At 70.3% G+C, this 20,921-nt stretch carries 25 protein-coding genes; 17 read left to right on the top strand and 8 right to left on the bottom strand.

Going from position 1 to position 20,921, the window contains the following annotated elements; all coding sequences use genetic code 11:
• The first annotated feature begins 39 nt into the window (after positions 1-39).
• The 4 genes from OHA05_RS31060 to OHA05_RS31075 are packed head-to-tail and all read left to right on the top strand — an operon-like array spanning position 40 to position 2,065.
• Positions 40-477 (top strand): roadblock/LC7 domain-containing protein, encoded by a 438-nt coding sequence (locus tag OHA05_RS31060; protein ID WP_313942947.1) that lies wholly within the window; start codon positions 40-42, stop codon positions 475-477.
• A gap of 2 nt (positions 478-479) precedes the next feature.
• On the top strand, positions 480-860 hold the full coding sequence (locus OHA05_RS31065; protein WP_313942946.1) for a DUF742 domain-containing protein: 381 nt from the start codon (positions 480-482) through the stop codon (positions 858-860).
• Positions 838-1,443 carry a GTP-binding protein gene (locus OHA05_RS31070; protein ID WP_327678303.1) on the top strand — a complete coding sequence of 202 codons (606 nt, stop codon included), beginning with the start codon at positions 838-840 and terminating at the stop codon, positions 1,441-1,443. The genes OHA05_RS31065 and OHA05_RS31070 overlap by 23 nt, the downstream gene beginning before the upstream one ends.
• 31 nt (positions 1,444-1,474) lie before the next feature.
• Entirely contained in the window at positions 1,475-2,065 is a 591-nt protein-coding gene (locus OHA05_RS31075; RefSeq protein ID WP_313942944.1) for a GAF domain-containing protein, read from the top strand.
• Positions 2,066-2,192: 127 nt separating this feature from the next.
• On the opposite strand, the gene OHA05_RS31080 is transcribed toward OHA05_RS31075, so the two are convergent.
• Positions 2,193-3,425 carry an acyl-CoA dehydrogenase family protein gene (locus OHA05_RS31080; protein WP_328862347.1) on the bottom strand — a complete coding sequence of 411 codons (1,233 nt, stop codon included), beginning with the start codon at positions 3,423-3,425 and terminating at the stop codon, positions 2,193-2,195.
• A 553-nt stretch (positions 3,426-3,978) separates the two neighbouring features.
• Here OHA05_RS31080 and OHA05_RS31085 point away from each other — a divergent pair.
• Positions 3,979-4,503: a hypothetical protein gene (locus OHA05_RS31085; RefSeq protein ID WP_313942942.1), complete on the top strand. Its 525-nt coding sequence runs from the start codon at positions 3,979-3,981 to the stop codon at positions 4,501-4,503.
• A 23-nt stretch (positions 4,504-4,526) separates the two neighbouring features.
• Here the strand turns inward: OHA05_RS31085 and OHA05_RS31090 are convergent, their stop codons facing one another.
• Positions 4,527-4,964, bottom strand: a complete 438-nt coding sequence (locus tag OHA05_RS31090; protein ID WP_328862348.1) for a hypothetical protein — start codon at positions 4,962-4,964, stop codon at positions 4,527-4,529.
• Positions 4,945-5,406, bottom strand: coding sequence for a hypothetical protein (locus tag OHA05_RS31095; RefSeq protein WP_328862349.1), 462 nt, complete (start codon positions 5,404-5,406; stop codon positions 4,945-4,947). Before OHA05_RS31095 ends, OHA05_RS31090 begins: the two co-directional genes overlap by 20 nt.
• A gap of 214 nt (positions 5,407-5,620) precedes the next feature.
• Here OHA05_RS31095 and OHA05_RS31100 point away from each other — a divergent pair, with 214 nt between their 5' ends.
• Positions 5,621-6,049, top strand: coding sequence for an ester cyclase (locus OHA05_RS31100; protein ID WP_313942939.1), 429 nt, complete (start codon positions 5,621-5,623; stop codon positions 6,047-6,049).
• Positions 6,050-6,185: 136 nt separating this feature from the next.
• Here OHA05_RS31100 and OHA05_RS31105 read toward each other — a convergent pair whose 3' ends face one another.
• The gene (locus OHA05_RS31105; RefSeq protein WP_313942938.1) at positions 6,186-7,013 is read right to left on the bottom strand and encodes an endonuclease I family protein; all 828 of its coding nucleotides are present in this window, start codon (positions 7,011-7,013) and stop codon (positions 6,186-6,188) included.
• A gap of 257 nt (positions 7,014-7,270) precedes the next feature.
• On the opposite strand from OHA05_RS31105, the gene OHA05_RS31110 reads away from it, so the two are divergent.
• The 3 genes from OHA05_RS31110 to OHA05_RS31120 all read left to right on the top strand — a co-directional run bounded on the left by OHA05_RS31110 (position 7,271) and on the right by OHA05_RS31120 (position 8,746).
• A complete protein-coding gene (locus OHA05_RS31110) occupies positions 7,271-7,639 on the top strand; it encodes a PadR family transcriptional regulator (RefSeq protein WP_328862350.1) in 369 nt (122 codons plus the stop codon).
• Complete coding sequence (locus OHA05_RS31115; protein WP_328862351.1) at positions 7,636-8,226, top strand: hypothetical protein; 591 nt, start codon at positions 7,636-7,638, stop codon at positions 8,224-8,226. Before OHA05_RS31110 ends, OHA05_RS31115 begins: the two co-directional genes overlap by 4 nt.
• 88 nt (positions 8,227-8,314) lie before the next feature.
• Complete coding sequence (locus tag OHA05_RS31120; RefSeq protein WP_328862352.1) at positions 8,315-8,746, top strand: DUF3592 domain-containing protein; 432 nt, start codon at positions 8,315-8,317, stop codon at positions 8,744-8,746.
• Positions 8,747-8,848: 102 nt separating this feature from the next.
• Here OHA05_RS31120 and OHA05_RS31125 read toward each other — a convergent pair whose 3' ends face one another.
• Positions 8,849-10,492, bottom strand: a complete 1,644-nt coding sequence (locus OHA05_RS31125; RefSeq protein ID WP_328862353.1) for an ABC-F family ATP-binding cassette domain-containing protein — start codon at positions 10,490-10,492, stop codon at positions 8,849-8,851.
• 324 nt (positions 10,493-10,816) lie between these two features.
• On the opposite strand from OHA05_RS31125, the gene OHA05_RS31130 reads away from it, so the two are divergent.
• Positions 10,817-11,482, top strand: a complete 666-nt coding sequence (locus OHA05_RS31130) for a GOLPH3/VPS74 family protein (RefSeq protein WP_328862354.1) — start codon at positions 10,817-10,819, stop codon at positions 11,480-11,482.
• 81 nt (positions 11,483-11,563) lie between these two features.
• Entirely contained in the window at positions 11,564-12,379 is an 816-nt protein-coding gene (locus OHA05_RS31135) for an isocitrate lyase/PEP mutase family protein (protein WP_328862355.1), read from the top strand.
• Between the two features lie 22 nt (positions 12,380-12,401).
• Here OHA05_RS31135 and OHA05_RS31140 read toward each other — a convergent pair whose 3' ends face one another.
• Positions 12,402-12,818 (bottom strand): SsgA family sporulation/cell division regulator, encoded by a 417-nt coding sequence (locus tag OHA05_RS31140; protein ID WP_313942931.1) that lies wholly within the window; start codon positions 12,816-12,818, stop codon positions 12,402-12,404.
• Positions 12,819-12,982: 164 nt separating this feature from the next.
• Between OHA05_RS31140 and OHA05_RS31145 the strand changes: the two genes are divergently transcribed.
• Positions 12,983-14,116 carry a WD40/YVTN/BNR-like repeat-containing protein gene (locus OHA05_RS31145; RefSeq protein WP_328862356.1) on the top strand — a complete coding sequence of 378 codons (1,134 nt, stop codon included), beginning with the start codon at positions 12,983-12,985 and terminating at the stop codon, positions 14,114-14,116.
• A 152-nt stretch (positions 14,117-14,268) separates the two neighbouring features.
• Here OHA05_RS31145 and OHA05_RS31150 read toward each other — a convergent pair whose 3' ends face one another.
• A complete protein-coding gene (locus tag OHA05_RS31150; RefSeq protein WP_313942929.1) occupies positions 14,269-14,562 on the bottom strand; it encodes a YciI family protein in 294 nt (97 codons plus the stop codon).
• Between the two features lie 179 nt (positions 14,563-14,741).
• Here OHA05_RS31150 and OHA05_RS31155 point away from each other — a divergent pair, with 179 nt between their 5' ends.
• The 3 genes from OHA05_RS31155 to OHA05_RS31165 all read left to right on the top strand — a co-directional run bounded on the left by OHA05_RS31155 (position 14,742) and on the right by OHA05_RS31165 (position 17,126).
• Positions 14,742-15,353 carry an RNA polymerase sigma factor gene (locus OHA05_RS31155; RefSeq protein ID WP_313942928.1) on the top strand — a complete coding sequence of 204 codons (612 nt, stop codon included), beginning with the start codon at positions 14,742-14,744 and terminating at the stop codon, positions 15,351-15,353.
• Positions 15,346-16,302 (top strand): hypothetical protein, encoded by a 957-nt coding sequence (locus tag OHA05_RS31160; RefSeq protein ID WP_328862357.1) that lies wholly within the window; start codon positions 15,346-15,348, stop codon positions 16,300-16,302. Before OHA05_RS31155 ends, OHA05_RS31160 begins: the two co-directional genes overlap by 8 nt.
• 131 nt (positions 16,303-16,433) lie before the next feature.
• Complete coding sequence (locus OHA05_RS31165; RefSeq protein WP_328862358.1) at positions 16,434-17,126, top strand: endonuclease V; 693 nt, start codon at positions 16,434-16,436, stop codon at positions 17,124-17,126.
• 64 nt (positions 17,127-17,190) lie between these two features.
• On the opposite strand, the gene OHA05_RS31170 is transcribed toward OHA05_RS31165, so the two are convergent.
• Complete coding sequence (locus OHA05_RS31170; protein ID WP_313942925.1) at positions 17,191-18,390, bottom strand: saccharopine dehydrogenase family protein; 1,200 nt, start codon at positions 18,388-18,390, stop codon at positions 17,191-17,193.
• A gap of 218 nt (positions 18,391-18,608) precedes the next feature.
• Between OHA05_RS31170 and OHA05_RS31175 the strand changes: the two genes are divergently transcribed.
• Together OHA05_RS31175 and OHA05_RS31180 are read left to right on the top strand one after the other, a co-directional pair.
• On the top strand, positions 18,609-19,751 hold the full coding sequence (locus OHA05_RS31175) for a CaiB/BaiF CoA transferase family protein (protein ID WP_328862359.1): 1,143 nt from the start codon (positions 18,609-18,611) through the stop codon (positions 19,749-19,751).
• A complete protein-coding gene (locus tag OHA05_RS31180; RefSeq protein ID WP_328862360.1) occupies positions 19,748-20,890 on the top strand; it encodes an acyl-CoA dehydrogenase family protein in 1,143 nt (380 codons plus the stop codon). The genes OHA05_RS31175 and OHA05_RS31180 overlap by 4 nt, the downstream gene beginning before the upstream one ends.
• Positions 20,891-20,921 lie beyond the last annotated feature (31 nt).

The following is a 20,921-nucleotide window of genomic DNA, read 5'->3' on the forward strand; positions in this document are numbered from 1 at the left end:
CACTTCCCGTACTCACCCCCGAGGAGAAAGAACGCCACCATGGTGAGCGACACGCGTACCGGTTCGAACCAGAATCTCGACTGGCTCCTTCAGGGGCTCGTCAAGAGAGTCCCGTACACCCGCAGCGCACTTCTGTTGTCGTCCGACGGTCTGACCAAGGCCGTCGACGGGCTCGGCACAGACGAAGCCGACCACATGGCCGCGCTGGCGTCCGGCATGTACTCCCTCGCCCGCAGCGCCGGTTCCCGCTTCGCGGGCGGCGCCGACGTACGCCAGGTGGTCGTGGAACTGGACACGGCGCTGCTCTTCGTCTCGGCGGCGGGCTCCGGGGCCTGCCTCGCCGTCCTCGCCGACAGTGAGGCGGATGCGGCCGTTCTCGGCTACGAGATGGCCATGCTGGTCAAGAGTGTCCGCCCCTACTTCGCCACGCCTGCCAGAAACCAGGCACCTGGCGCGACGCGCGCTGCGGGGCACTGAGGATGGCGGATGCGCAGGGCGGAGCGTGGCTCGACGACGAGGCCGGACGACTGGTCCGGCCCTACGCCGTCAGCAATGGCCGCACGCGCCCGACAGCGCACTTCGACCTTCTCACCCTCGTGATGGCGACCGGCACCCGTCCGAAGACGTACCTAGGACCCGACTACGACCAGGTCCTCGCCCTGTGCGGGGGCCGGCCCATCTCGGTGGCCGAGGTGGCGGCCCATCTGCGGCTGCCGGCCGTCATCACCAAAGTCCTGCTGTCCGACCTCGTGACGCACCAGGCGCTCAGCACACGTGCGCCGCGGGCCATCGAGGCGGCCTCCCCAACCGACCGAAACCTCCTGGAGGCGGTGCTGCATGGCCTTCGCAAGCGGCTCTGACGATCCTTTCCCGACCGCACTGAAGATCCTCATAGCCGGAGGATTCGGGGTGGGCAAGACGACCTTCGTCGGAGCGGTCAGTGAGATCGCACCCCTGAGCACCGAAGAGCTGCTGACCCAGGTCAGCGCTCGGACGGACAGCCTGGTGGGCATCGAGGACAAGACCACCACCACGGTGGCGATGGACTTCGGGCGCATCACCCTGAGCGCGGACCACGTCCTGTACCTCTTCGGCACGCCGGGGCAGGAACGGTTCTGGTTCATGTGGGACGAACTGTCCAACGGGGCGCTGGGTGCGGTCGTACTCGCCGACACCCGCAGACTCGACCAGTGCTTCTCGGCCGTCGACTTCTTCGAGCAGCGCGGTATCGGCTTCGTCGTGGCCGTCAACCAGTTCGACGGCGCGTACCACTACGAGCCCGCCGAGATCCGGGCCGCGCTCGACCTCAAGCCCGAGGTGCCTGTCGTGATGTGCGACGCCCGCCAGTGCAACTCCAGTACCGAGGTGCTGATCGCACTCGTCGAGCACCTGCTCGCCCCTGCTCCCGGCATGTCGCCCGCGGAGCCCACCCCGCTGCACTGACGCCCGCTCAGCGCTGTCGAATGGAGCCTGCATGTCCGCGCCTGTTCCCTACACGCAATACGACCCGACCGGCCAGATGCTGGTGACTCCCGAGGACCGGGACGCACCGGCCCGCGTGGCCCGGCTGCGTGAGCTCGGCATCGGAAGCGCCCCCGTGCCGGAGTTCGACGCGTTCGCCCGCAATCTGGCGCGCACGCTCGAAGCGCCGTACGCCATGGTCAACTTCATCGATGAGAACCGGCAGTACTTCGCCGGGCTCTACACTCCCGCGGACAGTCAGCCGGGAGTGGAGCTGGAGCCCCAACAGGCCTCCACCAGCCGGGTCATGGCCCGCGATCACGGCTGGTGCCCGCACGTCGTCGTACGGCGCAAGGCGCTGGTGCTGGAGGACGTCTGCGACTATCCGCGGTTCGCGGGCAATCCCGTGGTGGACGAGATCGGCATCCGCTCGTATCTGGGCGCGCCGCTGATCGACTGGAACACGGGGATGGCCCTGGGCACGATCTGCGTGATCGACACGGACACCCGGCCCTGGGGACGGCAGGGCCTGGAGACCATCAAGTCGATGGCGCAGCAGATGGTGGAGAGGCTGCACCAGATCGAGGAGCGGGGTCAGGCCTGAGCGCCTCCGGGTGGCCGCCGCTCACTGCACGCGGCCCCTCGACCCCTGACGGGAGCCTCGGACACGACGCTGTGTCCGTGGCTCTCCGTTCTTTCTCTCCCCGGGGCTTCTCACACCCCGGGTTCTCTCACACGCCGGCCGGCTCCAGCAGGTCCTCTTCCAGGTGATCCGTCGGACCGGTCCGCACCAGGTCGGCCAGACGCTCGGACCACTGGCCCTTGGCCGTACCGAGCGCGACCTCGCCCAGCCGCAGAAGCTGGATGTCGGAGGTGCCGGCGGGCGCGTAGATGTGGTGGGCGTCGCGCAGATAGCGCTCCACCGGGCGGTCGGTGAACAGGCCGCTCGCCGCATGGATCTCCATGGCGTCGCCGGCCGAATCGATGGCGGACTCGACATTGAGGTACTTGGCGTTCATCAACTCCGCGTCGCAGGGCTGCCCTTGGTCCATGAGGTGAACAGCGTGATAAGCGGCGAGCCGGGCGGTCATCAGCCGGTGCTTCATACGGCCCAGCTTGATCTTGATGTTGTTGAGCTCGCCGAGCGCCGCGCCATACCGTTCGCGTTCGATGCACAGCGCGGTCGTCTCCTCCAGCACGGCCTGGTGGATGCCGAGGGAGACCGCGGTCAGGTTGGGCCGCCCGTAGAGGACGCTGGAGGAGTACGCGACGGCCAGGCCCTGTCCTTCCCTGCCGAGCAGGTTCGCGGCCGGTACCCGGCAGTCCTCGAAGATCATTTTTCCGAAACTGAATCCGTGCAGCCCCATGGCGGGCTGTTGTTCGGCGAGCGAGAACCCGGGGCGGTCGGCCTCGACGAGGAAGGCCGAGAGGCCCTTGGAGCCCTCACCGGTGCGGACGATCACGCCGTGCACGTCGCCGACGTGACTGTTCCCGACGAAGACCTTGTGGCCGTTGAGGATGTAGTCGTCACCGTCGCGTACGGCGGTACTGGTCATGCCGAGGACATGGCCGCCCGACTCCTCCTCGGTGGTCGCGATGGTGGGCAGGCAGTCACCGGCCGCGATACGCGGCAGCCAGGCCGTTTTCTGGACATCGTTGCCATAGTGGATGATCTTGGCCGTACCCAGCTGGGATGCCTGCACCATGGCACCCATCGCCCCGCTGACGCGGGCCAGTTCCTCGATGATGATGGTCTTGGCGAGATGGCCCGCCCCCATACCGCCGTAGGCCCGGTCGATGGTGACACCGATCCAGCCCTGCTGGGCGATCAGCCGGGACACGTCGTGGGCGACGCCCCGGGAGGCTTCCATCTCGGGTATGCGGGGACGCACCTCGCGCTCGGCGAACTCACGCACACGCTGCCGTAGATCCTCGTGCCGTTGCTTGGTGAAGTACCGTTCCACGACCCCTCCTCCGCACTGCCTCCGCGTCCGTTCGGATACGGAGGGACGTCCTTCGGGCAGTGGTTCTCCGCCTCCAGGCAGACCGTCTGTTGGATTGTCGTCTTGTCGATCCATCTCGGCCAAGATCGTCAGCACTCTTTGACTGAAACCCTCCGTCTTGTAAATCGATCGCAACTGTGCGATGGGCGGGGTCACTTGGTCGCATCCGGTCACTTGTGAAACACGGGCGCCACGGGCCGTACCACACGCCACTGACAATGCCACAGGGCTGCCCACCAGGAACGCGCCTCCCCGGCGGACTCACCGCAGCGGCGCCTGCGCGAAGTGCGCGGTGGACCGCCGGTGAGCGAGGTTCGCGGCCCTGTCAGCGGAGTTCAGCCAGAATCAGCGGGGCACGGATATGCCGGGGTGTCCATGGGCATGCATCGATGATTGACCTGTCCGGCAGCGCACGACTGTCCCTCGCGATGCTGGGCGGCAGATGGGCTCCGCAGAGGCTCTGGCTGTGGGTTGCCCCTCCCGCCTCTGTCGCGCGGACGTCACAATGACGGACGTGCCCGACAACACGCTCTGGGTTGCTGCGCTGACCGCCGGAACGGCCGTCCTGGCGAGCTGGGTCACCAGCCGCGGAAACGCCAACGCCGCCCGCCTTCAGGCCGAAGCCGCCTCCGAATCACAGCGGACCGCCCGGCAGCGGGAAGCCCGGCGCGAGGCGTACGCGGCGGTCATCGACAAAGCCGTCGCCATCGGCGAGCTGTACTGGAAGATCCCCGAGGCGACGCGCATCACCGAGCCCGAAGCCCGGCGCGCCGAGATCCTGCGCCTGCGCGAACAGATACGGGACGTCTACGCCGCGCTCCTGCGATGCGTCCAAGTCGTCACGCTGGAAGGGCCGGACGACGTGGCGGAGGCAGCCGCTGCCCTCGACGAGGCGACCCCTTCCACCGCCCGCCTCATGCGAGCCATGGCCGAGGGCGACCCGGCAGCCGAACGACAGCTCACCGAAGAGACTCGTGCCTACTGGCCTGCACTGACCGAGTTCATCGCGCGGGCGAGCAAGGCCGTGCGCACCATGTGACGCCCCGCAGCCGTCCGGCGGACCTACCGCCCGTACAGGAAGAACTTCGCCGGGACGAAGACCTCATGGCCGGTCGGGAAGCGGACACGTACGCCTGCTGTCGTCCACGTGGTGGATTCGATCCCGTCCGCGCCCAGATCCGTGTCGACACCTACCCAGTGCCCGTAGGACAGTCCGGGGTCCCGGCCGATGACCAGCCTGTAGGAGTGCCGGCCCGACAGGGTGTGCTCGTGCACCAGGCCCAGGTGGTGCGCCGAGTCGTCCTCGTAGGTCACCGACGAGGGGGCGCTGCTGCGGTACGTGACATCGGACCGAGGCCACCACAGGACGGTGAAGAACACGGCGGTCAGGGCAACGCCCGCGGCGCCGGCGAGCAGCGCCTGTACGACTTTGCCCCACAGCCGTCGTGGCGGCGCGGGCCGGCCGGGCAGGGCCGTCGGGTCAGCAGCTGGGCTGGGCACGGTGCGAGGTGAAGTGGGCGCCTGCGGCGGGCAGGTACAGCAGCGCAGCGACGGCGATCGCCAGGACCTCGTGGGTGCGCTCCGCGGCGAGGGACACGTCGAAGCCGCTCATGGTCAGGTTGTTCACGAGCCAGAGGGCGCACAGTGCGCCGGCGGCGGTGAGAACGACGCGGGCCCAGCGGTGCCCCGCTCGCATCTTGTACGCGCAGAGCAGCCACAGGCCGTTCAGCGCGACCAGCACGCCTGCGGACACGGCGAGTTGCCCGAGTGCCTCGGACGGCCCCCTGTCCGCGCGGAGGTCGCCCCAGCCCGTCGGAGCGATGACGAACGAGCCCAGCACCCACCCGACGAGTTCGACGGCCGTCCCGGCCATCGACAGCGCGAAGGCCAGGCGCACCGGCTTCGGTGCCCCGTCGGCCCGGTCGAGCCCCGTGGTGACCATCCGTACTCCTTGTGCCGCTCGGTAGGCGTCGCTTCCCCAGTGACGCCTCGTGCCCGGCTAGACCGCGAATCGGCCCGACGAGTTCCATCGATGAAGGGCTGCGGGGGAGTCCGTGGCCGTTCTTGACCATGACGCGGCGGCAGGGTTTCTACTGAAAGCCGTGCGGATCGGAGCGATCACCGCATGGCGGGCGAACCCCTGGAGAGGACCCACGATGGACACCGGTACGGAGAAGAACCTGGCCCTGCTGCGCACGGCCTACACGACGCTGGAGAGCGGAGATCTCGACGCGTGCGTGGAGCTGCTGGCGGAGAACTTCATCGCCAACCTCCCCGGGCTGCCCGACCCGTTGCACGGCCGGGAGATCTGGCGGCTGGGCACCGAGGCCATGGTGGAGGGATTTCCCGACCTGACGATCGATGTCGAGGACATGTTCGGCGCGGGCGACAAGGTGGCCGTGCGGGTCCACTTCCGTGGAACGCACCGGGGCACGTTCCAAGGGGTCGAGGCGACGGGGAGGCCGGTCAGCTTCCGGAGCATCGAGATCTACCGCGTCGAGGGCGGCAGGATCGCGGAGGAGTGGGTATCACCGGACATGATCGGCCTCATGCAGCAGATCTCGCCCGTGCCGGCCGGCCACTGACCCCCGTGTGCACACCCGACGGGGGCGTGCGGCGACGGTCTGCCCATCGCCGCACGCCGGGTGCCGACCGCTCACCGGACCGACAGCGGAGCCGGTCGGCGAGGCGACAGCCCCGCACCGTCGGTGGAGCAGGCGGCTACGTCCAGATCGCGTTGACCCACTCCGGGTGGTCGATGAAGGGGTTGCGGTTGCGCTGGATGCCGAAAATGGCCTCATTGCGCTTCTGCTCGAACGCGTCCGGCGGGTCCTCGGTGTTCCACTGCTTGAGCACGGACAGCCGGCCGATCGCCGGTGCGGAGCCGTTGTTCACCTTGTCGTTCGGCTCCAGGTCCGGAGCGCCGTCCTCGCCGTCGTAGCGGACGGCCATGTAGAGGATCATGCGGGCGACGTCCCCCTTGACCTGGTCGCGGGGCTCGAACGAGTCGCCGTCGGCGAAGTTCCCGGGCGCCTCGGCGACCTCGTCGCCGCCGTTGTCGAAGTCCAGGTTCCCGCGCGTGCTGTTCACGGACACGTCCGCGGGCCGCAGATGGTGGATGTCGGTGCCCGGACCGGTGGCGGTACCGAAGTCGCCGTGGGACTTCGCCCATACGTGTTCGCGGTTCCAGTCGTCGGGCCCGCTCCCGTTGGTGGTCTTGGCCTGGGAGCGGCCGGTGTAGAGGAGGATGACGTTCGCCGCGTTGGCGGGGTCCTCGTCGGTCTTCTTGAGCGCTTCCCACACGTCGTCGTAGGAGAGCTTCGTCTGCTCGCTGATGATCGTGTGCAGAGCCGCTTTCAGCTCCGGGCCGCTCTTGCCGAGGGCACCCTCGTAGTAGGTGTCGTCGAGGGCCCCGACGGTCGTGCGCTCGTCGGGGGAAGTGCCGGGCTGACCGGCGAAGGCGACGGTGGGGACTGCGACGGCCGCTGCCGCCACGGCTATGACGGCGTGGCGCCACGGGCGCCGGCGGGAAAGTCGGTGAGTGGACATGTGTGGGGGGAGTCCTCTCCGGTTCGGGCACCCCGCTCTGCGGGCCAACGCGGCACGTGCGGCGGGGTGATGGGCTGTTGGCCCTCGGAGACTGGCACGGAGTGCCCGCCGGGAAGTGGACACGATGCGCGTATCTCGTACCGAGACGGTGAACGGCGCGCAGCTCGTGACGACCGGGCTCGCCACGCTTCCCGCGTGCGGCCCGGGACGACCAACTACCTTGCGGTGCATGGCAATGACTCACTACCGTGCACCACATGACAAAGGAGCTGCCCGCCGTCGACCAACGGCGCAGCCAGTTGTTGCGGGGCGTGCTCGACCTGTGCCTGCTCGCGAAAATCGCCGAACGGCCGCGTTACGGCTATGAGTTCGTGGAGGCTCTGGCCGCCGACGGGCTGGAGCTCATCAGCGAGGGCAGCATCTATCCGTTGCTGGCCCGGATGGAGCGGGCAGGGCTCGTCGACACGTTCCGGGCGCCGTCGGCCACCGGCGGTGCGCCGCGCAAGTACTACCGACTCACCAGCGCCGGAGAGGCTGAACTCGCCGGCGGCCGTGCCGCCTGGACGCACTTCACCGAAGCGGTCGGCCGGACGCTGGACCACGACACCACGGGGGGAACCACATGACGACGCGCGAGCAGGTGCTGGCGGTCTGCAAGGCCAACTGGGAGTACCGCGGCCTCGACGAAAACTCCGTACGGGAGATGCTCGACGAGCTCGACGACCACCTTCGGGACGCCGCTGCCGACGGGCGTGGCGCCGAGGCGGTGGTCGGCAAGGACATGAAGGCCTTCGCCGCGTCCTGGGCCCGCGCGAGGGCACCGCTGCCGGTCCGGCTGCTGCGTATGACCGCCATGACCGCTTTCGTCACCGGCTGGATGCTCCTCTTCGGCCACCTCGTCCGCTGGACTGCGGAACTCCCCGTCTCCACAAGCCGTATCGCCTTCTTCGCGGTCCTCGCGACGGTCAGTGTCACCTGGGACATGAGGCGAGGCGGCTCCGCGCTCGGCAGGGGGTGGCTGGTCGCCAATACGGCCGCGGTGGCCGCAGCGATATCGATCGTGTGGCTGGCCGGTGATCGGACACTCTTCCACCTGCCGCTGTGGTGCTCGCTCCTGCTGCTTGCCCCCGGCCTGCCGTACGCCCTGGCCGACGCCCGCGCGAAGCGCAGGGCCGGCAGGTCCCGGGCCGCAACGGCCCCTGCTGCCACATAAATCGGACGAGGACTGAGGACGAAAGCGCGGGTGGGGCGGGCCACAGCAGCCCCACCCGCGACACCCCCACGGACACGGTGCACACCACATGGAACCTGCATGGCTCATCCCGCTCATCCCACTGACGATCGGCGCGGGCTTCCTGAGCTTCGGCGTCTACGGACTCCGTCGCGCCCGGGTGCTGCGTAGCGCGGGTCTCACCGTCGAGGGGCGGATCGTCCGTCACGATGTCCGGCGGAACGACGAAGGCGTCACGTTCTACCACCCGGTCGCGGCCTGGACGACCCGGGACGGGCGGACGTGCGAGTACTCGTCCAGGCTCGGACGCGGTTCGGTCCGGCACGGGAGCGGCTTCCGCGCAGGAACCCTCGTGTCGGTCCGGTACGACCCGGCGGATCCCCGGCGGTTCGAAATCGAGGGCTGGGACTCCACCGTCATCGACCTGGTGTTCACCGTCGTGGGGTCGGTGATCACAGCGGGCACCCTGGTCGTGCTGCTCGTCCTTTTGCTCATTCCCTGAGGCCCGGACGACGCCCGGATGCGGGGTGCGGGCGGCGACGACCCGTGTGCCGGACAACGTCGGTCCGGCCCACGGGTCGTCGCCGCGAAGGCGTCCGGCACGTCACGCAGTCGGGAACGCTCCCTCCCGTACGTCGTCCGGCCCGATGTCCCGCAGTTCGCCCTCCAGCAGCAGCCAGCGCGTGATGCCGATCGACTCCAGGAACGTCACATCGTGGCTCGCCACGATCAGTGCTCCCTCGTACGCCTCCAGCGCCGCCGTCAGTTTGCGCACGCTCGCCATGTCCAGATTGTTCGTCGGCTCGTCGAGCATGAGCAGCTGGGGTGCGGGCTCCGCCAGCAGCAGGGCGGCGAGCGCGGCCCGGAACCGTTCTCCGCCCGAGAGCGTGCCGGCCGGCTGGTCGGCACGTGCGCCCTTGAACAGGAAGCGCGCCAGCCGTGCCCGGATGCGGTTGTCGGTCGCCTCCGGGGCGAACCGGGCCACGTTCTCGACCACACTGAGCGCGTCGTCGAGTACGTCGAGCCGCTGCGGCAGAAAGCGCAGCGGCACCGCGGTCGCCGCCTCGCCCGCGACCGGCTCCAGTTCACCGGTGATCGTGCGCAGCAGCGTCGTCTTGCCCGCGCCGTTGCGGCCGATCAGGGCGATCCGTTCCGGGCCGCGTACCTCGAACTCTCCCTTCACCTCGGCTCCGTAGCGCAGCCGCAACTCGCTCAGCCGCAGGACCTCACGGCCCGGGTGGACCTTGGTGGACGGCAGCTCGATACGGATCTCGTCGTCGTCCCGGACCGCGAGCGCGGCCTCGTCGAGACGCTCCTTCGCCTCGGCGAGCTTCTCCGTGTGCATGATCCGGTGCTTGCCCGCCGAGACCTGGGCCTGACGTTTGCGCGCCCCCATGACGATCTTGGGTTCGCGCTTGTTGTCCCACATCTTCTGGCCGTAGCGCTTGCGGCGGGCCAGTTTGACCTGGGCATCGGACAGTTCACGCTTCTGGCGCTGCACATCCGCCTCGGCGACGCGCACCATCCGCTCGGCGGCCTCCTGTTCCACGGCGAGCGCCTCCTCGTAGGCCGAGAAGTTGCCTCCGTACCAGACGACCTCCCCGTCGCGCAGGTCGGCGATCTGGTCGACGAGCTCCAGCAGTTCGCGGTCGTGGCTCACCACGACCATCACCCCGGACCACCCGGCGACCGCCTCGTACAGCCGGCGGCGCGCGTACAGATCGAGGTTGTTCGTCGGCTCGTCCAGCAGCAGGATGTCCGGCCCGGCCAGCAGCAGCGCGGCGAGCCGCAGCAGCACGGCCTCGCCGCCGGAGACCTCGCCGATCGTGCGGTCGAGCCCCACCTGGCCGAGGCCCAGCTGATCGAGGGTCGCGCGGGCACGTTCCTCGACGTCCCAGTCGTCGCCGACCGTCTCGAAGTGGTGCTCACTCGGGTCGCCGGCCTCGATGGCGTGCAGCGCGGCGCGGGTCCCGGCGATGCCGAGCACCTCGTCCACGCGCAGGTTCGTGCCGAGCGCGACGTTCTGCGGCAGATAGCCGACCTCGCCCACGGTGCGGACCGTGCCGTCCGTGGGAGTCAGCTCCCCGGCGATGAGTTTCAGCAGCGTCGACTTCCCTGATCCGTTGACGCCGATGAGACCGGTACGGCCGGGGCCCACGGCGAGCTGGAAGTCGTCGAGGACACCGGTGCCGTCGGGCCAGGCGAAGCCGAGAGCGGTGCAGGTGATGTGGGTGGAAGCGGTAGACATGAGGGCGTCTCCCTGTTGCGTGGAAGGGTTCGGGGCAACGGGTGGGGACACCGAGATGTGGGCGACGGCCGCCGACGGGGCACAAGAGGTGATGGATAAGTCCCGGCCGGGGGAGAAACGGCTCGTATGCCGAGGTCGCACGCACTGCGCACGCCGCACTGACTGCGGCTGTGACGCACGGTGTCTCAGGACCTCAGACGAGCAACGTCCTTCTCCGATCGACGACAACAGAACCGTTGTACACCGTAAGAGCGCACCCAGGGCCTGTCAACGGAATTACGTGACCAGGGCCTGCCCGCGCGACGCACCAGGAGGCACCAGCCCATGCCCGACGCATCGCTCTCGCTCGCCGCCCGGCTCGCTCTCCTCGCCTGGGACCCCGAACGGATGAAGCTCACCGGCGCCTCCCAGCTCGCCCACCTCGTCCGGGCCGGGGCACTCACGGAACTCGCCCAGCGGAGCATGCTCGCCGACGACGACGGGATCGCCCGGCCCGTCTCCGACGACCGCACCGGCGATCCGGCGCTCGACGACCTCCTGGAACTGATCGAGGAGTCCAGGCCCCGCACGTGGAAGAGCTGGGTCACCAGTCATTCCAAGTACACCCTCGACGCCGTCCAGGCCCAGCTCGCCGGCACCGGTCATCTGCGGAAGGAGCACAGGCGGGGGCTGTTCTCCAGAACGCAGTACCGCCTGGAGCGTCCCGACGTCGTGAAGGCGTTGCGCGCGGACGCGCGGGACGTCCTGACCGGTCCGGTCCCGGTGGACCAGGTCTCCGACCGGGACGCGGCACTGGTCGCGCTGGCCGCCGCGGCCGAGCTGCGGACCCTCGCGACCGGCAGCGAACGCCGTCGGTACAAGGAACGCATCGAAGCCCTCACCGTGCGCAGCGGCACGGCGGCGCCCGCCCTGAAGAAGGTGATCGACGAGGTACGGACCGCGGTCGTCGTGGTCGCGGCGACGACGGCGGCCACCGCGGGCAGCGGCTGAATACCGGACACGGCCCCCCGCGGGACGTTGATGTCGGAAAGCTGCCAGCCGGGCACCGGGGCCGGGTGATTGGCTCCACGCATGACGACCTCGATCGAACGCGCCCGCCGCTTCCGCTCGCTGCACACCGCCGAACGTCCCCTCGTGCTGCCCAACGCCTGGGACACCGCGAGCGCCCGCATCATCGCCCAGGCCGGTGCCGAGGCGATCGCCACCACGAGCGCCGGCGTCGCGTGGGCCCTGGGCGCCGCGGACGGCGACCGGTTGGACCGCGCTGCCGCGCTGGAGCACCTCGGCCGTATCGTCGCGGCCGTCGACGTGCCGGTGACCGCGGACATCGAGGGCGGTTACGCGCAGACCGCGGACGGGGTCGCCGAGACCGTCCGCGCGGTGCTCGCCGCGGGCGCCGTCGGCATCAACATCGAGGACGGTCCGCGCTCCCACGAAGAGCATCTGCGCCGGATCGGGGCGGCGCGGGCCACGGCGGACGCGGCAGGCGTCCCGCTGTTCGTCAACGCCCGCACGGACGTGTTTCTGGCGGGCATCGGCCCCGAGGCACGGCGGCTGGAGGAGACGCTGAAGCGTGCCGCCGCCTGCGTCGCCGCCGGCGCGGACGGGATCTTCGTGCCGGGGGTCACCGACGCGGACATCGTGGCGGCCCTGGTGCGGGGGATCGACGCCCCGCTGAACGTGATGACGGGTCCGGGAGCGCCGAGCACCGCGGAGTTCGCGCGGCTCGGGGCAGCGCGGATCAGCGCGGGCTCCTCGATCGCCCAGGCGGCCCACGCGCTCGTCCGCGACGCCGCCCGTGAACTGCTCACCGACGGCACGTGCACGACTGTGGCAAACGGCTACGACTACGGCGAGCTCAACGCGCTGCTCGGTGCGCGGCGTTAGCTCGTGTCCGCGTCCGCGGGACTCAGCTCGCGTCGCGCAGCAGCTCGACCAGGTTGTGGTCGAGGTCCAGATAGAGGTGCTCGCGCCCGGCGGGCACCACCGCCTGGACACGCCCCAGGAACCGGCGCAGCTCGCTGGTGCGGATGTGCACCATCGCCACACCCTCGGGGGCGTGGAACTCCACGACCGTGCGGTCGTAGCCGTACGGCCGCACCCGGACGTCCCCGAGCCCCGCCGGGGCGTCGACGCCCGCGGCGAGCAGCTCGCGGGAGAACGCCCAGGACACATCGGTGCCTTCCAGGGTCGCCGTGGCGGGGAAGGCGATCCGTACGGCGTAGGGGTCACGGCGGTCGTAGAGCAGCGTCGCCGGGACGGATTCCATCCGGGGCGCCGAGGCGACCATACGTGCCTGCACGGCGTGTTCGATCACGGTGGACAAGACCTTCTCCTCGGTGCACGGCTCGCCGGCGTCTGCCTGACACCGGAGGAGACGGCAGAACGAGCCATTGCGTGCATCGGAACCATGCGTGACGTGTGTCACCGCCCGCGCGCGTCAGGCGGCACCCTGGACGGGGTGCGGCGGGTGGGCTAGCTTCCAGCGCCATGACGTCCATGGGGAAGACGAGACGAATGGTGTCGGTGGGGCTGTGCGCGGCGGCGGTTGCCGCGGCTCTGACGGTCCCGGCACAGGCGGCCCAGCACACCGGCGGCGCGGTGTCGCCGCAGTGGAACCTCAAGCAGACCGGTACGGATGTACGGTTCCGCGGACTCGCGGCCGTCAGCCGCGACACCGCCTGGGTGGCGGGCTCCAAGGGCACCGTGCTGCGCACCGCGGACGGCGGACGCAGCTGGCGCAACATCTCGCCCCCGGGAGCGGGGGAGCTGGAGTTCCGCGACATCGAGGCGTTCGACAGCCGTCGCGCCGTGGTGCTGGCGATCGGCGAGGGCGAGGCTTCCCGTGTCTTCCGCACCACGGACGGGGGAGCGACCTGGACGGAGTCCTTCCGCAACCCGGATCCGAAGGCCTTCTACGACTGCATAACCTTCTTCGACAGCAAGCACGGCCTCGCCATGAGCGACCCGGTCGACGGCAAGTACCGCATCCTGTCGACGGCCGACGGCGGCGCCTCCTGGAAGGTGCTGCCCAGCGCCGGGATGCCGGCCGCGCTGCCCGGCGAAGCGGGCTTCGCGGCGAGCGGCCAGTGCCTCGTCAGCTCGGGTCCGAAGGATGTCTGGCTCGCGACCGGCGGCGGCGCCACGGCCCGTGTGCTGCACTCCTCCGATCGCGGCCTGAACTGGACCGTCGCCGAGTCCACCATCCCGGCGGGCGATCCGGCGCGTGGGGTCTTCGCCCTCGCCTTCAGTGACCGCCGGCACGGCCTGGCCGTAGGCGGTGACTACCGCCCCGACCAGCAGTCGCCGAAGGCGGCGGCGGTCAGCCGTGACGGCGGCCGCAGTTGGCAGCAGTCCACGACACCGCCGCCCGCCTACCGCTCGGGTGTCACCTGGCTGCCGCACAGCAGCCGCGCGGCCCTGGCCGTCGGCCCGACCGGCACCGACCTGACGGTGGACGGGGGCCGCCGCTGGCGCACCGTCGACACCGGCTCGTACGACACGGTCGACTGCACGAAGGACTTCGGCTGCTGGGCCTCGGGGGAGAAGGGCCGCGTCGCACGGCTGGAGTTCAACTGGACCGAGGCCGGGTCCGTCATCCGCCAGGGCGTGTTCCAGAAGTAGCGCCGTCCACCCGCAGGGCGGGGCAGGCGAGACTGCTGCAACACCCCCAGGGCCCGTTGTACGGATCAGGTTCCAGGTCCCAGCCGTCGTGCAGGCCCCGAAGGTCCTGTCCGGTCGATCGGCGCGAACCCGGCATGATCCGAACGAAAGGCCTACAGCTGCTGCCGGTACGGCGCGAGTCCGGGCGCGGTCTTCGTCGCGATGAACTCGGTGATCCGGTACTCGCACACGCCGCCGACCGTGAAGGGGTCGGCCGCCGCGATCTCCTCGATCCGCGCGCGGTCGTCCCCCACGGCCAGGATCACGCCGCCGTCACGCGGGTTCTTGCGGCCCGAGGCGATGAACACACCCTCCTCGTAGAGCGCGTCCAGCCAGGCCACGTGCGCATCGAGCAGCGCGTCGACGTGCTCGATCGGAGCGGTGTAGGTCAATTCCAGTACGAACATGATCGACAGGCTAGCCCGTGGTATGCCGTGCCGTTCCGGGGTGGTCCGGTGTACCCGGGACGGCCCGGCGCGCGCCTTCGTCCCCTCGGGGGCGCGTACCTGTCGGGCACCTCCGTGAACCCGGTCGCGGACTTCGGGCAATAGTGAGTGCCCAGACCGCCGCGCGATACGGAGACCGTGTGACCAGCCCGCCCGACAGACATGACGAGGACGCCTCGGTGATAGCCCGGTCCCTGGACCGGCCCGAGGTCTTCGGTGAGCTGTACCACCGGCACGCCGCGGGCATCCACCGCTACGTCACCCGCCGTCTCGGTGACGACGCGGCCGACGACATCACGTCCGACACCTTCCTCATCGCGTTCCGCACCCGCACGCGCTACGACCTCACCCGGTCCAGCGCCCTGCCCTGGCTCTACGGCATAGCGGCCAACCTCATCGGGCGCCAACGCCGCTCCGAGGTACGGGCGTTGAAGGCCGTGGCCCGTACCGGCCTCGACCCCGTCGCCGAGTCGTGGACGGACCGGTCCGACAGCCGGGTGAGCGCGCAGGCCGCACACCGGTCCCTGGCCGGCGCCCTCGCCGGGCTGCCCGCGCGCGACCGCCATGTCCTCCTGCTGACCGCCTGGGCGGACCTCACCTACCAGGAGGTCGCCGAGGCACTGTCGATCCCGGTCGGGACCGTGCGGTCCCGGCTCAACCGCGCCCGGAAGAAGGTCCGTACGGCCGTCGGCGGGAGCGATCCCACGTCCTACGAGACAAGCCAGTCGCAGGAGGCGGCCACCCATGGATGAGATGCAGACGCTCGGCGAGTTCCGTGCCGACGCACCGGCCGCCGACCGCGCCCGCCTGGCTCCCGGCCACGAGCGGCTCCTCGCCGAACAGGGCAGGAAGCCCCGCTTCCGCGGCAACTGGAAACTCACGGCACTCGGCGCCGCTGCCGCCGTCGCGGCCGCCGCCGTGCTGTCGACACAGCTCGGACCGGACCCCGCTCCGCCGCGCCCGCAGACCGGGACCGAGGCCGTGTCCCAGCCCCGGGACGGTCAGTGGATCTATCGCAAGGTCGTCGAGTGGCAGGCGCCGCTGAACTTCGTCAACGACCTCAACCCGACGACCGACGACAGGGCGGGGAGACCTGACGGCTGGACGCATGAATCGGAGAGCTGGACGCAGTACGGCAGCGGCAAGCTGATGCGGACCCTGCCCCAGTCGAAGCAGATCGACCGTCATGGCATCACCACCGCCAACGGGGGCTCCCCGAAGGCGCTGCGCGGCAGGATCGCGAAGCTGCCCGACGAACCGGCCGCGCTGTTCCGGGCGCTGAGCACGATCTTTCCCCTCGGTTCCGGCGGTGCCGCGGAGCAGAGCCTGGTGGACAGCGCCAACTACCACCGCGTGGTGATGGCCTTCACGGAGGTCGACGAGATTCCGCCGAAGGTCCGTGAGTCGCTGTTCCGCGTCCTCGGCACGCTCTCCGGTGTCACGGTCTCGAAGCAGCCGGTCGAGGACGCCGCGGGCCGGCCGGCCCTGGCGGTGTACGAGACGGTCACCGATACCAGCCGGTCGCTGAACCTGCGCCGGGAGCTGCTGATCGACCCGACGACCCATACGTACCTCGGCGAACGCACCCTGTATCTGGCCGGCGGAAAGCTCGACGGCAAGGTGACCACGAAGGACACGCTGGTGAGGCGTTCGGCTCTGGTGGCGAACAAGGTGGTGGACAACCACAGTCTGCGTTCCTGAGCCGGACGTTGCCGTATCCGGCGCGGGCGACGGCTCCGCGGGCGGGCCGAATGCCCGCGGAGCCCGTGCCGTTGGAGCCTGTGCCGTTCACGGGGCGGCCGCCTGGCCCCGCGTCGTAAGGTGGCCGCACCATGAAGATCATCGAGAAGCCCGCAGGCTGGCCCGCCGACGAGGCGACGGCCATCGCCGTCCAGGACGAACTGCGGACCCGCGTGGTCCTGGACGAGCCGGGACCGCCGCCGTCCTCCGGGCTGGTGACGGGCGTGGACGTGGCCTACGACGACGAGCGTGACGTCGTCGCGGCGGCGGCCGTCGTGCTGGACGCCGGGACGCTCGACGTCGTCGAGGAGGCCACCGCGGTCGGCCGGGTGGCCTTCCCCTATGTTCCCGGGCTGCTGGCCTTCCGTGAGATCCCCACCGTCATGGCCGCTCTGGCCTCCCTCACCCGTGACCCCGGCCTCGTCGTCTGCGACGGCTACGGACGGGCGCACCCCCGGCGCTTCGGGCTTGCCGCCCACCTCGGGGTACTGACCGGACTGCCGGTCGTCGGAGTCGCCAAGAACCCCTTCGTCTTCACCCACGCCGAACTCGGGCCCCGCCGGGGCGATGTCGCCGCCCTGCTCGCGGACGACGGGGAGGAGGTCGGCCGTGCGCTGCGCACCCAGGACGGTGTGAAACCGGTCTACGTCTCGGTCGGCCACCGCACCGGCCTCGACAACGCCTGCGCGCACATCCTCGCCCTGACACCGCGCTACCGGCTCCCGGAGAGCACCCGGCGTGCCGACCGGCTCTGCCGCCGGGCACTCATCGAGGCGACCGCGTAGGACGTACCCGGCTCGGGACGGCCCGACCGCCCGGCCGGCTCCGGCAGCCGGGCCGCCCCCGCCGTCAGCGCGCGGCCGCCACCCGGAAGCGGATCCCGGCAGCCTGGAGCCGCCCCAGCAGCGCGTCGCCCATCGCGACAGCCGTGGTGACCTGCCCCGAGGTGTCCGGCAGGGTGTCGAAGACCAGGCACAGCGCCGACTCGGCGAAGATCTTCGCCGTCTCGTCGTAGCCCGGATCGCCGCCCGAGACCTCCGTGTAGACGGTGCGTCCGCCGCCCTCGCCGACGAAGCGCACCGAGAACCAGCTCTTCGCCCGGCGCTTCTCGTCGGGCCCCTCGCCCGGCTTGACCCGTTCCGACAACCAGCGCCGCGCCGCGGACAGTTGGGCGAGTCCCACCAGGGCGCCGACCGCCGCGACCCCGCCCGCAGCCATGGGCAGGGTTTTGACCGCCGCGTAGTGGCGGTAGCGGAAGTCCGGCCCGTAGCGGGCCAGCGCCCGCGCCGACCGGGCGATGATCTGGCCGTCGATCACCGGCAGCGGCAGCGCCCAGGCCTGCGTCTCCCGGCTGAACCTCGGTGTGCCGAGCGGGGAGCGTGCCCGCCGTCCCATCAACCGCGGCTCGTGCAGCCGTCGTTGGTGCGCGGCCTTCGCCATCTGCCGGCCGCGGCCCATCGCGTTGAGCGCGGACGCGAACGTGCCGCCCGAGAAGGCCGCGTTGGAGCGGACGAACCCGTCGACGTTCAGCGGTACGTCCTGCGGCAGCTGCTGGACCGTGTAGTACGCGCCGAGGTCGTGCGGCACGGAGTCGAAGCCGCAGCAGTGCACCAGCCGCGCCCCGGTCTCCCGGGCCCGTGCGTCGTGGCGGACGTACATCAGGTCCACGAACTCGGGCTCGCCCGTCAGGTCGATGTAGTCCGTCCCCGCCTCGGCGCAGGCGGCGACCAGCGGCTCGCCGTACCAGAGGTAGGGGCCGACGGTCGTGGCCACCAGCCGGGCGGACTCAGCGAGTTCGCGCAGCGCCTGCTCGTCGTCGGCCTGCGCCTCGATCAGCGGGAGGGCCGCGCAGCCCGGGTGGTTCTCGGCGAGGCGCTCGCGCAGCCGTTCGAGCTTCTGGCGGCTGCGGCCCGCGATCGCCCAGCGGCATCCCTCCGGCGCGTGCGCAGCGAGGTACTGGGCGGTGAGCTCCCCGACGAATCCCGTGGCTCCGAAGAGCACGATGTCGTACGGGCGCTGCTCGCGACCGGTCGCGTCCTGCCTGTTCAATGGCCCCTCCGCCGTTGTCGTCGGTGGCTGAGGCTAGCGTGCGAACGCGCCCGGAAAAAGATGCGTTCCCCATCGGTAACATCCGGCTGCCCCGAGGTCAGGACGCGCAGCGGGCCGAATCTAAGCGCTTGCTCGGCCCAGACCCTTGTATCCGGTGGAACGCGTTCTTACCATCGCTGGTGTTACATCAGTTGTGTCACATCAGAGCAGGGGACTCCATGGCAGTGGCAGGGAACGGCCCGCTCTCCGGAGTACGGGTGGTCGAGCTGGCAGGAATCGGCCCCGGCCCGTTCGCCGCCATGCTCCTGGCCGACCTGGGCGCCGATGTCGTACGGGTCGACCGGCCCGGCGGCGCCGGACTCGCGATCGACCCCGCGTACGACCTCACCAACCGCAACAAGCGCTCCGTACTGATCGACCTCAAGGCCGACGACGGGCCCGAGCAGGTGCTCGCCCTCGTCGAGCGGGCCGACATCCTGATCGAGGGCTACCGTCCGGGCGTCGCCGAGCGCCTCGGGGTCGGGCCCGAGGAATGCCTGGCCCGCAACCCGCGGCTCGTCTACGGACGGATGACCGGCTGGGGCCAGGAGGGACCGCTGGCGCAGCGGGCGGGGCACGACATCGCCTACATCGCGATCACCGGCACCCTCGGCATGATCGGCAAACCCGACGAACCGCCCGCCGTCCCCGCCAACCTCGTCGGCGACTATGCGGGCGGCTCCCTCTATCTCGTCGTCGGTGTGCTCGCGGCACTCCAGCACGCGCGCACCGAGGACGGCCGGGGCCAGGTCGTGGACGCGGCCATCGTCGACGGCACCGCCCATCTGGCCACGATGATCCACGGCATGATGGCGGCCGGCGGCTGGCAGGACCGGCGCGGAGCGAATCTGCTCGACGGCGGCTGCCCCTTCTACGGCACCTATGAGACGGCCGACGGCGAGTACATGGCGGTCGGAGCGCTGGAGCAGCAGTTCTACAACGAGTTCGTCGAGCTGCTCGGTATCAAGGACGAGGCCCCCGCCCGTAAGGACTTCGACCGCTGGGACGAGCTGCGCGCCGCCGTCGCCGCCCGGTTCAAGACCCGTACCCGCGCGGAGTGGACCGCCGTCTTCGAGGGTTCCGACGCCTGTGTGGCGCCGGTGCTCTCCCTGCGGGAAGCCCCCGCACACCCGCATCTCGCCGCCCGCGGCACCTTCGTCGACCACAGCGGGCTGACCCAGCCGGCGCCCGCGCCCCGGTTCTCCGCCACGCCCGGTTCGGTGCGCACCGGTCCCGCCATGCCGGGAGCCGACACGGCCGCCGTGGCCCGTGACTGGGACCTGCCCGGCCTCGTCGAGCCCGTCAAGGAGGGCACCCTGTGAAGCGCCAGATCTTCGCCGCGGACCATGAAGCGTTCCGCGAGACCGTCCGCACCTTCCTCGCCAAGGAAGTCCTGCCGCACTACGAGCAGTGGGAGAAGGACGGCATCGTCAGCCGGGAGGCCTGGCTCGCCGCGGGGAGGCAGGGGCTGCTCGGCCTCGCCGTTCCCGAGGAGTACGGAGGCGGCGGGAACCCGGACTTCCGCTACAGCGCCGTCCTCGCCGAGGAGTTCACCCGGGCCGGCGCCGCCGGGCTCGCGCTCGGACTGCACAACGACATCATCGGCCCCTATCTCACCGGACTCGCCACCGAGGAGCAGAAGCGGCGCTGGCTGCCCGGCTTCTGCAGCGGCGAGATCATCACCGCCATCGCGATGACCGAACCGGGCGCCGGGTCCGACCTCCAGGGCATCCGCACGACGGCCGAGGACCGCGGCGACCACTGGATACTCAACGGCTCGAAGACCTTCATCTCCAACGGGATCCTCGCCGACCTCGTCGTCGTCGTGGCGAAGACGACGCCCGAGGGCGGTGCCAAGGGGCTGTCGCTGCTGGTCGTCGAGCGTGGTGCGGAGGGCTTCGAGCGCGGCCGCAACCTCGACAAGATCGGCCAGAAGTCCCAGGACACGGCCGAGTTGTTCTTCAACGACGTACGCGTTCCCAAGGAGAACCTCCTCGGTGAACGGGACGGCGCCTTCATCCATCTGATGACCAACCTCGCCCAGGAGCGCATGGGCATCGCGGTCGCCGGGATCGCCGCCGCCGAGTACCTGCTGGAGATCACCACCCAGTACGTCAAGGAGCGGGAAGCCTTCGGACGGCCGCTGTCCCGGCTCCAGCACATCCGCTTCGAGATCGCCGAGATGGCCACCGAGTGCGCCGTCACCCGCGCGTTCCTCGACCGCTGCATCGTCGATCACGCGAACGGCGAGCTCGACGCCGTGCACGCCTCGATGGCCAAGTGGTGGGCCACCGAACTGCAGAAGCGCGTCGCCGACCGCTGTCTGCAACTCCACGGCGGCTACGGCTACATGACCGAGTACCGCGTGGCCAAGGCCTTCACCGACGGCCGTATCCAGACCATCTACGGCGGTACGACCGAGATCATGAAGGAGATCATCGGTCGCTCCCTGCTCGCCTGACCCGACCTTCATCACCCTCGAAAGGCTGCTG

Source organism: Streptomyces sp. NBC_00306 (assembly GCF_036169555.1).
GTDB classification, from domain to species: domain Bacteria; phylum Actinomycetota; class Actinomycetes; order Streptomycetales; family Streptomycetaceae; genus Streptomyces; species Streptomyces achmelvichensis.

What these genes read in the sequence shown, in the direction of transcription:
- OHA05_RS31135 (WP_328862355.1), top strand. Translation starts at nt 11,564, where the DNA reads ATGACGACCTCGATCGAACGCGCCCGCCGCTTCCGCTCGCTGCACACC.
- OHA05_RS31070 (WP_327678303.1), top strand. Translation starts at nt 838, where the DNA reads ATGGCCTTCGCAAGCGGCTCTGACGATCCTTTCCCGACCGCACTGAAG.
- OHA05_RS31115 (WP_328862351.1), top strand. Translation starts at nt 7,636, where the DNA reads ATGACGACGCGCGAGCAGGTGCTGGCGGTCTGCAAGGCCAACTGGGAG.
- OHA05_RS31105 (WP_313942938.1), bottom strand. Translation starts at nt 7,013, where the DNA reads ATGTCCACTCACCGACTTTCCCGCCGGCGCCCGTGGCGCCACGCCGTC.
- OHA05_RS31125 (WP_328862353.1), bottom strand. Translation starts at nt 10,492, where the DNA reads ATGTCTACCGCTTCCACCCACATCACCTGCACCGCTCTCGGCTTCGCC.
- OHA05_RS31100 (WP_313942939.1), top strand. Translation starts at nt 5,621, where the DNA reads ATGGACACCGGTACGGAGAAGAACCTGGCCCTGCTGCGCACGGCCTAC.
- OHA05_RS31060 (WP_313942947.1), top strand. Translation starts at nt 40, where the DNA reads ATGGTGAGCGACACGCGTACCGGTTCGAACCAGAATCTCGACTGGCTC.
- OHA05_RS31150 (WP_313942929.1), bottom strand. Translation starts at nt 14,562, where the DNA reads ATGTTCGTACTGGAATTGACCTACACCGCTCCGATCGAGCACGTCGAC.
- OHA05_RS31145 (WP_328862356.1), top strand. Translation starts at nt 12,983, where the DNA reads ATGACGTCCATGGGGAAGACGAGACGAATGGTGTCGGTGGGGCTGTGC.
- OHA05_RS31160 (WP_328862357.1), top strand. Translation starts at nt 15,346, where the DNA reads ATGGATGAGATGCAGACGCTCGGCGAGTTCCGTGCCGACGCACCGGCC.
- OHA05_RS31065 (WP_313942946.1), top strand. Translation starts at nt 480, where the DNA reads ATGGCGGATGCGCAGGGCGGAGCGTGGCTCGACGACGAGGCCGGACGA.
- OHA05_RS31120 (WP_328862352.1), top strand. Translation starts at nt 8,315, where the DNA reads ATGGAACCTGCATGGCTCATCCCGCTCATCCCACTGACGATCGGCGCG.
- OHA05_RS31165 (WP_328862358.1), top strand. Translation starts at nt 16,434, where the DNA reads ATGAAGATCATCGAGAAGCCCGCAGGCTGGCCCGCCGACGAGGCGACG.
- OHA05_RS31175 (WP_328862359.1), top strand. Translation starts at nt 18,609, where the DNA reads ATGGCAGTGGCAGGGAACGGCCCGCTCTCCGGAGTACGGGTGGTCGAG.
- OHA05_RS31075 (WP_313942944.1), top strand. Translation starts at nt 1,475, where the DNA reads ATGTCCGCGCCTGTTCCCTACACGCAATACGACCCGACCGGCCAGATG.
- OHA05_RS31110 (WP_328862350.1), top strand. Translation starts at nt 7,271, where the DNA reads ATGACAAAGGAGCTGCCCGCCGTCGACCAACGGCGCAGCCAGTTGTTG.
- OHA05_RS31130 (WP_328862354.1), top strand. Translation starts at nt 10,817, where the DNA reads ATGCCCGACGCATCGCTCTCGCTCGCCGCCCGGCTCGCTCTCCTCGCC.
- OHA05_RS31095 (WP_328862349.1), bottom strand. Translation starts at nt 5,406, where the DNA reads ATGGTCACCACGGGGCTCGACCGGGCCGACGGGGCACCGAAGCCGGTG.